Here is a 14,357-nt window from a genome sequence, read left to right on the forward strand (position 1 = left end):
ATAATTTTTGGCTTATGCAATATAAATGTTCATTATGGCTTAATCAAGTAATATTTTAGATCAATAGGGTTAACGCTAAATTTTACATACAGTTAAATATTACAAAGGTATATTATTGTGTTTTTTTCGAGGGTTCAAATCTACCTTATCTTTCAATAATTCAAATGCATTAATCAATACTCTTTTTGTTGTTTTTGGTTCGATAACATCATCCAAAAAACCTCTTTCTGCTGCGATGTACGGATTTGCGAATTTTTCAATATACTCTTTCAATTTGCGTTCCAACTCTAGCTCAGGATTTTTAGAAGATTCAATTTCTTTTTTAAAGATAATTTCTACAGCTCCTTTTGGACCCATAACGGCAATTTCTGCTGATGGCCAGGCGTAATTAAAATCACCGCGAATATGTTTTGAGTTCATCACATCGTATGCACCACCATAAGCTTTTCTGGTGATTAGAGTAACTTTTGGAACTGTTGCTTCGCTAAATGCAAATAATAATTTTGCACCGTGACGTATAATTCCATTCCATTCTTGCTCAGTTCCGGGTAAAAATCCAGGAACATCAACTAAAACTAATAATGGGATGTTAAATGCATCGCAGAAGCGAACAAACCTTGCACTTTTTACCGATGCATTTATGTCTAAAACTCCCGCCAAAACCTGTGGTTGATTAGCGACAATTCCGACACTTATTCCACCTAGTCTGGCAAACCCACAAATGATATTTTCAGCATAGAGTTTATGAACTTCAAAAAAATCTTCATCATCAACAAGATTTAAAATAACTTCTTTCATATCGTACGGTTTGTTTGGATTATCTGGAATGATAGAACAAAGTTTCTCGTTTTCTTTAAGTTGAGAATAATCAAATTCTAATGTTTCTGGTTTTTCTTTAAAATTTAACGGGAGATAACTCATTAGTTTTTTTACATTTAATAAGGTTTCTATTTCATTATCAAATGCAAAATGAGCTACGCCACTTTTTTGTGAATGCGTATCTGCACCGCCTAAATCTTCAAACGAAACATCCTCATGTGTAACTGTTTTTACTACATTAGGTCCAGTTACAAACATATAACTTGTTTTTCGAGTCATAAAAACAAAATCAGTAATTGCCGGTGAGTAAACTGCGCCACCCGCACAGGGGCCAAGTATTACAGATATTTGCGGCACTACTCCGGATGCTAAAGTATTTAATAAAAAAATGTCTGCGTATCCACCAAGACTGTTAACACCTTCTTGAATTCTTGCACCACCTGAATCATTTAAACCAATTATTGGGATGCCGGCTTTCATTGCCAGTTTCATAATCTTCACAATTTTTTCTGCATTTGTTTCAGAGAGTGAACCGCCAAAAACAGTAAAATCTTGAGAAAACAATGCGACCGGTCGTCCATTGATTTTTGCAAACCCTGTTACAACTCCATCACCCGGAAAATTTTGTTTTTCTAATCCAAAATCAGTTGCACGATGTTTTACAAACATTCCAACCTCATCAAAACTGCTTTCATCAACTAATAATTCTATTCGTTCTCGAGCGGAAAGTTTTCCCTTATCGTGCTGACTTTTAATTCTTTTTACCCCGCCGCCCAATTTAGCTGTTTCTTTTATTTGTGATAGTTCATCCAATTTATTTTTCATGTAATTCCTGCTGAATAATTAATTCTATTTTAAAAATGGATTGAATTGTTTTTCTCTTCCGATCGTACTTTGCTCACCATGTCCCGGAAAGATTATTGTTTCATCTGGCAGAGCTAAAAGTTTTTCGTTGATGCTTTTTATTAGAGTATCGTAGTTTCCGCCCCACAAATCAGTTCTGCCGATGCTATCATAAAAAAGAACATCACCGGTTATACAAGTTTTTATATCTGAAATATAAATGCAGAATTCACCTGGTGTATGTCCTGGTGTGAAAAGAAATTTCAGCAAATTTTTTCCAAGTTTTAACTCTTCAATTTCACTAAGATATTTTTCCGGTAATATTGATATTGAAAAATCAATTCCGACCATATCAGCCTGCATTTTTGCATTTTCAATCAATGGAATATCTAATTCGGGTGCGTAATAAATTGGATTAAATTTTTGTTTTACAAACTCACAGCCTAAAATATGATCGATGTGACAATGTGTATTGATTAAATATTTTACAGATAAACTATTTTCAACTATAAATATTTCTAATTCATTTTCCTCATGCCTATCACTGCAACCTGGATCAACGATTGCGCATTCTTTTGTTTCTTCATCCCAAAGAACAAATGTGTTTTCTGAAAATAAATTAAATGTAAATTTTTGAATTTGAATCAATATTAACTCTTAAAATTGTTTTTAGTTCTTTTAAATAACTTCTTGTTGTAAGTAGTGTAATTGTCTTTCAATTCTTCCATCGAATCACTTCCAAATTTTTGCAAAAAGAATTTTGCAATACTCCAGGCTAACATAGATTCTGCAATAACTGCGCAAGCAGGAACAGCAACAAAGTCACTTCGTTCGCGTCTTGCATCAATTTTTTTCATAGTAGATAAATCTACACTCTCTATAGGAGACATCAAGGTAGCAATTGGTTTCATCGCTGCGCGTACAATTATCGGTAAACCTGTAGAAACACCGCCTTCAATTCCGCCAGCACGATTTGTTCTTCTGCTGATAACATCTTTTTTAAGTATAATTTCATCGTGAGATTTTGAGCCGAACTTCTCAGCCAGCAAAAATCCTTCCCCAATTTCAACCGCTTTAACAGCATTGATAGACATAACTGATTGAGCAATTTCTGCATCAAGTTTTGTATCGTAATTCATAAAACTGCCAAGGCCAATAGGTATGCCCGTTGCCACAGTAATAAATGTTCCACCTAATGTATCACCATTTTTTTTGGCAAGCTTTATTTTTCGAATAATTTTTTCTTCCTGAGATAATTCTAAAACCCTAACTAAGCTTTCATCAGCTCTATCAGACATTGATTTTGCAGTATTTTTTTTTTGAACCGAATTATTAAAAAGTTTTTCGGTAAAGTTATTTTCTGGATAAACTCCGCCGATACTTTCAACAAAACTTCCAATTGTAATTCCAAATTCCTCGAGTAACTTTCTTGCTATCGAACCGGCGGCAACTCGTGCTGCTGTTTCTCTTGCAGATGAACGCTCAATTGAGTTTCTTATATCATCAAAATTATACTTTGAAACACCAACTAAATCGGCATGACCCGGACGAGGAATTGTTACTTTTTGAACTTTTTGATTTACTGGAGCAACTGACATTAATGTTTGCCAATTTTCCCAATCACTGTTTTTAATCAGTATTGAAATTGGTGAGCCGAGAGTATTTCCAAATCTAACACCTGATAAAATTTCTGCTTTATCGGTTTCAATCTTCATCCGCAATCCGCGACCATAACCAAATTGTCTGCGTCTTAATTGTTGATTGATATAACTTTCAGAAATTTTTAAGTTGGATGGAAATCCATCAATAATAGTTGTGAGTGCTTTACCGTGTGATTCACCCGCGGTAAGAAATCTAATCATTTACTTTCCTAAGCTTTTAGCAAATATAAAAAAAAACGTCCCGAAATTATCGGGACGTTTAAATAAATTATAGGATCATTCTTTACTATTCCGGTATCTCTAACCCAACAAACCTAGAGTTACCATCTTTATCCTGAACTTTTAACAAAACAGCCTTACCTTTTTTACCATCCATTATCTTTTCAAAACTATTAACATCATTTACTTTTTTCTTGTCCGCTTCAACTATCACCAATCCGGCACCCAAACGTTGATCAGCAGCTTTACCAAAGTCTTCAACCTTGGATATTAATATTCCAGAATTAGTATTAAAGCTTTCTTTTTCTTTTTCGCTTAAATTTTTAACAGTCAGTCCAATGCTTTCAAAACTAATTGTGTTGGATTTCGATTCACTCTTAGAATTGCCTTCATCTTTCATCGTAACAGGTTTTGTTTTAGCATCCTCATCACGAGCTTTTAAAGTTATTTTTCTATCTATCTCTTTACCATCCCTAAATATTTTTAAAGCTATTGTTGTTCCAGCTGATTTTGAAGCGACATAGCTTTGTAATTCATTTGGCTTATTTACTTCTCTGCCGTCAATTGTCAAAATAATATCACCAGATTTCAAATCAGTTTCAGAAGCTGCTCCACCTTCAACAATACCTTGGATAATAATCCCCTGAGGTTTATCTAATCCAACAGATTTTGCTAGAGCATCATTTACTTCACCGATATTCACACCAATGTAGCCGCGATTAACTTTTCCGTAAGCAATAATTTCTTTCGCTACGGTTTTAGCAAGATTGATTGGAATTGCAAAACCATACCCGATGTATGTTCCGGTTCCTTGTGTAGCGATTGCAGAATTAATTCCAACGACGGCACCTGAAAGATCAACCATTGCTCCACCGCTATTTCCTGGATTTATCACGGCATCAGTTTGAATAAAATTTTCAACACCGTAACTATCACGAATCAAACCAAGCTGCCCTCTTCCGATCGCACTTACAATTCCTGCAGTAACGGTTGAAGAAAGAGAAAGCGGATTTCCGATTGCCATAACCCACTGCCCAACTTTTAGATTATCTGAATCACCAAGATAAGCACTGGTAAGATTGTTTGCATCAATTTTTATAACAGCTAAATCTGTTAAAGGATCTGTGCCAACCACTTTAGCATCAAATGTTCTTCTATCAGATAATCCGACAGAAACTTTAGTAGCTTTTTCTACTACGTGATTATTTGTTAAAATATACCCATCATCAGAAATTATAATTCCACTTCCGGAACCTTGCTGTTCTTTTGGAAGTTTATCATCAAATGGGAAAAAGAAAAAATCTTTATGCGGATTATTTTCTCTTTCTGAAACTACAGTTATTTGCACAATTGCAGGAGTAACTTTATCCGCAACTTCGATAAATGCTTTTGAAAAAGAGGTAGCATCTGCATCCAAATTAACAGGTGGATTTGTTGCTCCAAGGTTAATGTCCGCCCAACCCGGTCTAACTAGTCCAAATCCGGAAACGAGTAAAGCACCAAATAGAACTCCAACTGCAACTAGAGCAACTGCTCCTAATATGCCTTTAATTTTCATTTTCCAACTCCGATATTTTTTTGTTAATAATAAGATTCACTTTTTGATCATTGGTATCGCTTATATCGATAATTCCTCTACTTATAAATTTGAAATGATTGAATTCCCTTAAAATCACTTATATGAAATTTAAGGTAACGTTCTAATAATAAATTAAACTTGTCCATGAGATCAACACTAAAATTTACAGTTTTTTTATTGTTTTTTAGACAAAAGATAAGATTAAAAAGTTCCGCTGAAACATTTTCTAAACCAGAATGTGATATAAAACAATCTTCACACGCAAAACCAGATTCAAAATCAAATCCTAAATTTTGTTTTACTACCACTGGATCGCTGCAAATTGCGCATTTATCAATTGATAATTCATAGCCAAGCTCAGATAAAAAGAACAATAAAAATCTGCCGTATAAAAATGCAGGGGCCTCTCTTTTTTCATCAATCATATTAAGGATTTTAATTAATCCTTTAAATAGTTTTGCATTTGCCTCATGATCAGCAGTTAGATTTTTAATTAATTCTATGATCGCAAATCCATACTTGGTTGCATCAAGATCTTCTTTAATATTTACAAAGTGCGAAATAAGATTTGCATCCGAAAGTAATTGAACATCTCTTGAGTTTTTATTATAGATAATTATTTGCAAATGATTAAGCGGATCAATGATTTTTCCGATTTTTGATTTAGGACCTCTACCGCCTTTTACAATCGCAGAAATTTTTCCATCTGATTCCGTATAAAGCGAAACAATGCTGCTTGTATCCCCGTAATTAATTTTTGAAAGCACAACCGCTTCCGTTTTAACTATATCGCTCATCTTATAAAATTGTATGGGAAGAAATAAATATCTTCTTCAGTAATTATCCCTTTAATTAAATGAGATGGAGTCACGTCGAACGCGGGGGAAAAAGTGTTGATCTTCGAATCAGATATTTGATTGCCGTTTATTGATAAAATTTCTGAACCATTTCTGTATTCAATTTCAATATCAGCACCGGTAGGAATTTTTCTATCTATTGTTGTTGAAGGAGCAACAATATAGAATGGAATGTTATGATAATTGCAAAGCACGGCAAGATTATAAGTCCCGATTTTGTTAGCACAATCTCCGTTTAATGCAATTCTATCAGCTCCGGTAATAACTAAATCTATTTTCCCTTGCTGCATTAAAACAGCAGCCATAGAATCTGTTTGAACTGTGAATGGAATTCCATTTTTTTGAAGTTCATAAGTCGTTAACCGTAAACCTTGTAAAAGTGGTCTAGTTTCATCCGCATAAACATGATTTACATATCCTTCATCAAAAGCTTTTTTAATAACCGCGAATGCAGTCCCAAATCCAGCACTTGCAAGTGCCCCGGTGTTGCAATGTGTAAGAACATTGGATTTTTTTGTGAAGATATTAAAACCATGCTCAGCAATTTTATTTGAACAATGCTCTTCATAATTGTAAATGGCTTTAGCCTCATCAAGCAATGTTTGATAAGTTTTGGAATGATCCGTTATTGATTCAAATACTTTTTTCATTCTATCCAAAGCGTAAAAAAGATTAACCGCAGTTGGTCTTGTTGATGCTAATCTTTTATAAACTATATTAAAATGTCCTTTATGATCTGATGAAATGTTCTTAAAGGAAAGAGCAATTGCAAATGCCGCTGAAATTCCAATTAACGGAGCGCCGCGTAATTCCAGCCTCTCGATTGCCGCGGCGATACGTTCGTAATCATCTGTATCAACATAAACCTCCTGCAATGGAAGTTTTGTTTGATCCAAAAAAGAAAGATGATCATCTATAAATTTTATTGAGTAATAACTATTCTTGTTCATCAAATCTTGAAAGCATCATAAATTCTCTGTAACGATCCGAAATCTGTAAATAAGATAAATCTTCTAATCCCTTAGTACTAAATTTTTCAACACAGAAAGAAGCCATAGTACTTCCGTAAATAACTGCACGTTTTAAACTGTCCGGAGAAAGATCACGTGTTTTGTATAAGTAGCCTGTAAATCCGCCGGCAAAAGAATCACCTGCACCTGTCGGATCATAAATTGTTTCCATCGGATAAGCCGGTGCAGAGAATACAATATCATCTACAAATAAAAGTGCGCCGTGTTCGCCTTTTTTTATGATAAGAATTTTAGGACCCATTTCTCTTATCTTTCTTGCGGCACGAATTAAATTCGGTTCGTGTGCAAGTAATCTTGCCTCGCTGTCATTTATAATTAGCACATCTACTCTTGGTAATAACTGAAACAATTCATCTTTCTTTCCTTCGATCCAGAAGTTCATTGTATCGCAAACGATAAACTGCGGATCTTCCATCTGATCCAATACTTTTGATTGAAGAACAGGATCGATATTGCCGAGACAAATATATTTTGATTTTTTAAAATTATCAGGAATAACAGGATTAAAATCCTGAAAAACATTTAACTCGGTTAAAAGTGTATCTCGCACATTCAGATCATAATGATATTTGCCGGACCATTTAAAAGTTTTCCCGCCCTCAACAATCTGCAAACCTTCAACATCAACATTATGATCCTGCATAATCTTAATATACTCTTTTGGAAAATCACTGCCGACCACACCAACTAATTCCACAGGGCCACCGAAATAACTTGCAGCTAGTGAAATATAAGTTGCTGATCCGCCCAAAGCATCTTCAACTTTATCAAATGGTGTTTCAACTGTGTCTAAACCGAGTGAACCTACAACTAGTAAACCCAAAACTGACTCCTGATTATGATTATTTATAAATGACGCCCGAAAAATAGAAAAATACACGCAGAATGCACAACTTTTTATAATGCTAAATGTTCAATTGATTCTCTCGGAAACTGCGGTGCGACCTAATAACCAATAAATATTATTTTTGCTTAAGAAAAGTCCCCCTTTAATAAAGGGGGTGGCATCCCAAAGGGATGACGGGGGATTCTTTTTTACACAGCATCAAACAAATCCCTCCGGGCACTCCCTTAAAGGGGCTTTTATAATTTTTTACTTCGTTCAGGTACTCCCTTTTCTAAAGGGAGATTTGAAAACTTATTTCACCAGCATCATCTTTTTCATATCTGTAAAAACGGGAATGTTGCCTTCTCCAATTACTTCGATTCGGTAAAGATAAATTCCGCTTACAATATCTCCATAGCCTGTTTCAAATTCTATCTTGCCTTCTGCACTTTGGCGTTCTGTTGCGGTTGGATGGAATAATACTTCGTAATATCCTGCACTCTGATATTTGTTTACAAGTACTTTTACCTGTTCTCCTAGTAGATTGTAAACCATCACTTTTACATATCCCGGTGCTTTTAACCTGTATGGAATTGTTGTAGATGGATTAAACGGATTTGGATAATTTTGTAAAAGATTATAATGCTCTACAACTATTGGTGGTGCTTCCGGTATTCCTGTTATGTTGATGTGTGCTTCTTCACTTGCAGGTGATTGATGATATGCACTGTCTATTGCTGTTACTTTGTAATAGTAATTGCCTGAAATAAATTTCTGCGGTGGATCATCATAAAAAACTGTATCTGGTATTACTGCAATTATCTTTGTTGTGTCATAGATAAAGTCCGGAACAGTATCACGATAAACCCTGTAACGGAAAAGATCTGCTTCTGTGTTCTTGTTCCATTTAAGATGAACAAGACCAGAATCCATTGATGCAGTTAAATTTCTGGGTGGTTTTGGTGCTAAATCCTGGTAAGTGTATTTCTGTCCATAAGGACCACCGAACAAACCAATATCACTTCTGCTTCCATCAACATCAAGAATTGATGGATCACCTTTATCTATTGCTGGTGAATATTTCTGAAGATGAAAATCATAACCACTCGTTAAAGTAGTAATTGTATCGTTAACAAACATAGGATCAGCCACTATGTCGCTATCACCAAGCAACACACCATCCAAATTCGTCGTGTTCTGCCAATAAATATTATAATCAGATTTAAGTCTAGAATCACCTGAGATACCTTTGGTATTCTTTTCCATAATAACATTTTTTACATAAACATAATTTGCTGATGAATATATACTCCCAAATCTACTTGTAGAATTCATTAGTAAATTATTTTGCACAAATGCAGTATCCTGAACAGTATCAAAAAATATTGAATGAATAAATCCACTTATCAAATTATTGTTAATATATACTTTTCTTGGTGCATCGATGGAAATACCAGATTCTGAATTTATTTGTGCCTGTGTATAGGATTAGGTTGTTATTAATATTTAAAGTACCACCTATTCCTGTTTGGAAGCCAATTGAATTGGGAACAATAAGTTCGATTAAATTGTTGCTCAAACAATTATGACAAGTGTCTGAAATGCAACTGGAATAATATCCGTTCGAAACATTTGAAATTAATATATTCTCGGTTGTCACTGAGTTATTGATTATTGATATTCCTCTTTGGTCATTTAGCAATCTACAATTCTTAATAAGTAAACTTTTTTCAGTTAATATGACTGCCCCAAGATTAAAACCTTTTCCTAAAATCTTGAAGTTTTCAATTGTCCCACCTACACCAGATGGTATAATGTGAATTGTTATAGTAGTAAGACCAGTACCATCAATTACTGTACTATCCATACTACTGCCAATTAAACTTATTGTTGTGTTTATAACAAGGTTTTCTTTGTAAATACCGTTAGCTACATAAATTGTATCGCCATCAACGCAAATGCTAATACACTTTTGTATGCTGTCTGCAGCGGTTTGCCAGCTTGTGTAGGGCGGTGTGCTTGTGCCGGTTTTGCTTACGTAACGGATAGTCGCTTGCGCTTCAATGTAGAATGTACAATTTACAATGTACAATGAGAGGACAAGGAGAAAGAAGAATTTTAATTTCATTTAGGTCTTATCCCAAAAGACATTTTTGTTTATTGAAACTTAAAAAGAAATTTGCGGTGAGATGCGAATAAAATTTTGTAGGGAATGGACTCCCGTCCATTCCGATTGTTTTATTTTTGTAACGATCTATAAATATATCCATTATTCTTTAATACATTCTTTCGGATCGGTCGGGAGACCGATCCCTACATTTCGATTTCAATAAAATTTAGGAATGAATTTCTGTTTTGAAAATAATCAACAATTACATCAACAGATTTTCTTTGTCCATCCCAGGCAAGTAGTTTTTTAGCTTCATCCGGTTTTAACCATTTAAATTCAGTGTGCTCTTTGCTTATTAAAACTATATCATCATAATTTACTTTTGCAGCAAACACCGGTAGCAAAGAGATGTAATCTTTATCCGGTGCGTAAAAGGAATTTACTGTTGGCGCAACCCAAAATTTTTCTGGGGTTAAATTTGTTTCTTCTTTTATTTCTCGCAAGGCTGTATTGTACGCGGTTTCATTTTCTTTAATCTTACCGGAAACCATTTGCCACAAGTTTGGATAATATTGTTCGGGAGATCTTTTAAGAAGAAGAAATTCTATAATTCCATTTTGCTCACGGAAAATGTGTGCTTCGATTAAGTTTGAGATTATGTTCATTAAAGTAATTTTCGTTAATTATTTAGAATCATTTTATTAAAAATCTTTTTATTTGTCATTTCGATCCCGATCTAAATTGGGTGAGAAATCTTTCCATAAAGTTTAAACAGATTTCTCAGTCTGGCAATGCCATCCTTCGAAATGACTAATAGTGTTTTGCCGCAATTGGTAAAATTATATTTTCTTTTAATTGTACATTGTACATTATAAATTGTTCATTAAAAATACGCTCTTGCCTCTGCGCGTGCTGTATGTATAACTTTATTTGCACCTTGAACTCTTCCATCATAACTAATTGTTGTCTGTAAAAATGATGAAAGTTTGTAGTCAAAATTTAAGCGCCAGTAATAATTTTTGCCAATCTGATTTCCGTTTGTAAGTTCGTATGGAATAAAATTTTCTGTTGTGTTTGCATTTAATTCATTACGTTCAATTTCAATTCGCAATCTACCGGTTCCCAAAAAAGATAAATTAAATCTTATTAACTGAGAATTTAAATCGATAACCGTTGGAACTGCAGGATATGTATCTTCACTTCTTCCGGCTTTAATTCTAAATCCAACCTCAATGTTTTTATCTGGGCGATATGAAAATTCTGATATAATATTGTTAGAATTTATCTGCCGAATTCTATTTGAGTTTAGCGGTGCGTTAACGTTATCAATCTGATTTACTAAATCTGTTTGATTTGAAATTTCTTTTACCATTTTAAATTTAATTCTTAAGCTGCGTTCACGATTGTAATATCGTTCGTAACCGGAACTGAATTCATTAAGCGCTGTACGTTGCGTAAATCTAAATCTAAAAGAAAGTTCCTGATCATTTTCAAAAAGAAAGAAATCCTGTTGTATATAATTTGATCCGCGTATTGTTGTACTTTCATTCTGGAATGTTGAAAGCTTTAATAAATAAATATTTCCGTAAGCTGTTTCACGACTGTTTTCTTCAATCCGCCAATATGTTTCTGAAGAAATAGGACTAACAATTTTTCCAATTAAAGTTTTAACATCTACTAATTCAGAAAAATTAATTTTCCATCGTGTACTTGTTTTCAGATCTATTACAGGGAAAAGTTCATCAGTTGGCAGAGTAACTTGAATGAAATCACCATCATACAAAGTTGGTTCAAATTCGTTTTCATCTGCAATGCCATTGTTGTTAAGATCGCCGAGATAAATATAGTTGCCTGTGCCCTGCTCTACACGAACAAAAACTTTTTGAAGCTTTGCTGATTTTTGAGTTGATACTTCATAATATAAATCACCATTTAATAATCGCTGCCATAATGCAAATTTTGTTCGCGAACGAATTAAAATTGTTTCATTATCCAAAAAACCTTTTGCTTTAAAATCATCTTTATAAGTTTTATTACGGAATGTTAAAACCAAATTTGTATTTACTTCACGCAATCCATTGTAATTCATTTCCAGCGAATACGTTTTTGATTTTGATTCCTGAATCATAACACCGTTAAGAGGCAAATAATCATCACGCAAGGAATATTTAGTTAACACCCTAAAACCAGCGGTTTCAATCAGTTCTAAGTATGGAGAATATTCAAAATATTTTAAGCTGCTGTTTAGTAATGAATCTTTTTGTGCCTGATTATCCTGCTTATCCTCAGCAAGAAATTCCATTCCGGGTTTTAATTGCCAGAACGTGTAGAACGCATTTCCTCTATGTCTTAACCAATTACTTTTTATACTAATATTATTAGATTTAACGTAATCTAAATTGTAATCGATATTAAAAGTTTTAGAATCAGAAAATCTGATGGTATTGTTATATCGATCTGAAGAAAAAACATCTCCCTTTCGTAAAAATCCTGCGGAAGAATTAATTGTTAATTCCTGAATTGGTTGAAGTGCAATTCCAATTTCACGAAGAGTTTCATCCTGCGGTGTAGTTTGATTAGCAGAATTATAGTTTCTACTGAATTCAACATCATCAAATCTATCTAAAGAAGTAAATTTGCCCTGAATGAACCTATCGCGCAAAGTTAATCCTGCCTTCCCAAAATCAAGATCACCAATTAAGATTTGTGATGGAGCAATTTTTAAGGAAATGTTTCTTGCATATCCGTAGTTATCACCATCATCCAAAGCGGATAAACGGTTTTTATCCCACAAACTTCCGGCGTACTCTAAACTAAGTGTAACATTTTCAAAAGGATTAATATCAACAACAATATTCCCCATTTGTTTAAGCTGCGGCAACGGCAGAAATAATACCGGTAAATAACTTCCGTTACCAATTCCAACAAAATTATAATATCCTAGACTTTGCCTGATGTAATCACCTTTTCCTTCTCCAACAAAACTAAAACTCACGGTATAAAGTGAAAGTGAATCGCCCGGATTGTAAACATAAAATGAAAATGCTTCACCATTAAAAACCGTATCAACTTTTGTGTAAATCCCTTGGATAATTCCGAGTGAATCGGGTTCGGCTAATTTTACGCCAGATTTTACAGCTTTATTTCTATCATCACCTGCGAGTGATAAAGAAATTTTGTCTTCTTCACTTAATGATATATCAATAGGTGCATCCTGATCATCACCTTCGCGCATGTACTGAACTTTTAATTTCAGTTTGTCATTAAATAATTTTATAGATGTTCCAGCTCCAAAGAAACTTCGTGAAAATTGTCTGTCGGTATATTCAAAATCAACACTAATTCTGCTTGCAGAAGTGATTAAACGATTTGGAGTAAATGTAATTGTAGCGTTTGAGTATTCAATAGCGTAATCATTATTTTCACCGCGTTTTACTTCAATTCCATCCAAAAAAACTTTTTCTGTTCCTGCGATAATGATAATATCGCGTTCATTATTTAATCCGCTTAAACGATAAGGACCTTGCACACCATCTGAGCCATTAAAGCTGTTTGAATTAAATTTACCTCTGGAATTTGCTATAGCTAAATATCCATTTGCATCTTCAAAATTAAACTCCCCCATCAATCCCTGCAGCTTGCGATCAATAACACCAAACTCTCCAGTTCTTTGCTTTACCTGATAATCACCAAAAGTGCCAACAACATTTGAGTGTTTTACCTGGATAAAAACTTTATCAAGTTCTTCAAGTCGTTCTGTGTTTCCTTCCGGCTGGATAGGGGTGTTTTCATCAGTAAGTGCCGCTACTATTTCGATATCTTCAGAAATCCTGCCGGAAAGCTGCAAACGTAGTCCGCTGGAAAGTGAAAAATCTTTAGTTGTTCCAACTGTAAATCCACGAACAATGGTTCCACTTTTTTGCATATCAGCGCCAAATATAGCATCAGGTGAAAATCCACCTGATGATGTTAAGACACTAACGGTGTCACCAAACTTTTCATCATACTTTACAACCAAACTTCTTTTTTGATATTCTTTCTTAAGTGATAGTTTGTATGATCTGTATGTAACAATTAGTGTATCAAAAATTGAATATGGAAGTGAATCTGAAAGCGCAAAAAATGATTTTGAATATGTGAATGAATAATCATTCGAGCTTAATTTATTAGATTTTAGAAATATCATTTCGGAACCCGGAATGATATTGACAGATGAAATTGGATAATAATTCTGAAAATTAATTGCAATCGTATCTGATACAACTACCGAATTATAATCATTCTGTGCATCGGCATTGTTTAGCCACATGCTAGAAACTATAGATATGATATAAAGATATTTTATCGATTTCAAAAAGAAGTATATTTTTTTTTGAAAACTAATTTAAGGTAAATGCTAAATCAAGGCTAAT

11 protein-coding genes are annotated in these 14,357 nt (G+C 34.0%); all 11 read right to left on the reverse strand.

Features of this window, described 5'->3' with window-relative positions; all coding sequences use genetic code 11:
* Nucleotides 1–99 precede the first annotated feature (99 nt).
* Nucleotides 100–1,644 carry an acyl-CoA carboxylase subunit beta gene (locus IPJ23_01510; protein MBK7629399.1) on the reverse strand — a complete coding sequence of 515 codons (1,545 nt, stop codon included), beginning with the start codon at nucleotides 1,642–1,644 and terminating at the stop codon, nucleotides 100–102.
* 24 nt (nucleotides 1,645–1,668) lie between these two features.
* The gene (locus IPJ23_01515; GenBank protein ID MBK7629400.1) at nucleotides 1,669–2,310 is read right to left on the reverse strand and encodes an MBL fold metallo-hydrolase; all 642 of its coding nucleotides are present in this window, start codon (nucleotides 2,308–2,310) and stop codon (nucleotides 1,669–1,671) included.
* Between the two features lie 2 nt (nucleotides 2,311–2,312).
* Nucleotides 2,313–3,524, reverse strand: coding sequence for a chorismate synthase (aroC, locus tag IPJ23_01520; GenBank protein MBK7629401.1), 1,212 nt, complete (start codon nucleotides 3,522–3,524; stop codon nucleotides 2,313–2,315).
* An 85-nt stretch (nucleotides 3,525–3,609) separates the two neighbouring features.
* On the reverse strand, nucleotides 3,610–5,100 hold the full coding sequence (locus IPJ23_01525) for a Do family serine endopeptidase (protein ID MBK7629402.1): 1,491 nt from the start codon (nucleotides 5,098–5,100) through the stop codon (nucleotides 3,610–3,612).
* Between the two features lie 77 nt (nucleotides 5,101–5,177).
* A complete protein-coding gene (gene recO, locus IPJ23_01530; GenBank protein MBK7629403.1) occupies nucleotides 5,178–5,918 on the reverse strand; it encodes a DNA repair protein RecO in 741 nt (246 codons plus the stop codon).
* Nucleotides 5,915–6,928 carry an S-methyl-5-thioribose-1-phosphate isomerase gene (gene mtnA, locus IPJ23_01535; GenBank protein MBK7629404.1) on the reverse strand — a complete coding sequence of 338 codons (1,014 nt, stop codon included), beginning with the start codon at nucleotides 6,926–6,928 and terminating at the stop codon, nucleotides 5,915–5,917. The genes recO and mtnA overlap by 4 nt, the downstream gene beginning before the upstream one ends.
* Entirely contained in the window at nucleotides 6,915–7,832 is a 918-nt protein-coding gene (locus IPJ23_01540) for a bifunctional hydroxymethylpyrimidine kinase/phosphomethylpyrimidine kinase (GenBank protein MBK7629405.1), read from the reverse strand. Before IPJ23_01540 ends, mtnA begins: the two co-directional genes overlap by 14 nt.
* 315 nt (nucleotides 7,833–8,147) lie before the next feature.
* Nucleotides 8,148–9,188: a hypothetical protein gene (locus IPJ23_01545; protein MBK7629406.1), complete on the reverse strand. Its 1,041-nt coding sequence runs from the start codon at nucleotides 9,186–9,188 to the stop codon at nucleotides 8,148–8,150.
* A 64-nt stretch (nucleotides 9,189–9,252) separates the two neighbouring features.
* Nucleotides 9,253–9,963 (reverse strand): hypothetical protein, encoded by a 711-nt coding sequence (locus IPJ23_01550; GenBank protein MBK7629407.1) that lies wholly within the window; start codon nucleotides 9,961–9,963, stop codon nucleotides 9,253–9,255.
* Nucleotides 9,964–10,148: 185 nt separating this feature from the next.
* Nucleotides 10,149–10,610, reverse strand: coding sequence for an NUDIX pyrophosphatase (locus tag IPJ23_01555; GenBank protein MBK7629408.1), 462 nt, complete (start codon nucleotides 10,608–10,610; stop codon nucleotides 10,149–10,151).
* A 218-nt stretch (nucleotides 10,611–10,828) separates the two neighbouring features.
* Nucleotides 10,829–14,254 carry a hypothetical protein gene (locus IPJ23_01560; GenBank protein MBK7629409.1) on the reverse strand — a complete coding sequence of 1,142 codons (3,426 nt, stop codon included), beginning with the start codon at nucleotides 14,252–14,254 and terminating at the stop codon, nucleotides 10,829–10,831.
* Between the last annotated feature and the right edge of the window lie 103 nt (nucleotides 14,255–14,357).

The sequence above is a fragment of the Ignavibacteriales bacterium genome (genome assembly GCA_016709765.1).
GTDB lineage: Bacteria > Bacteroidota > Ignavibacteria > Ignavibacteriales > Ignavibacteriaceae > IGN3.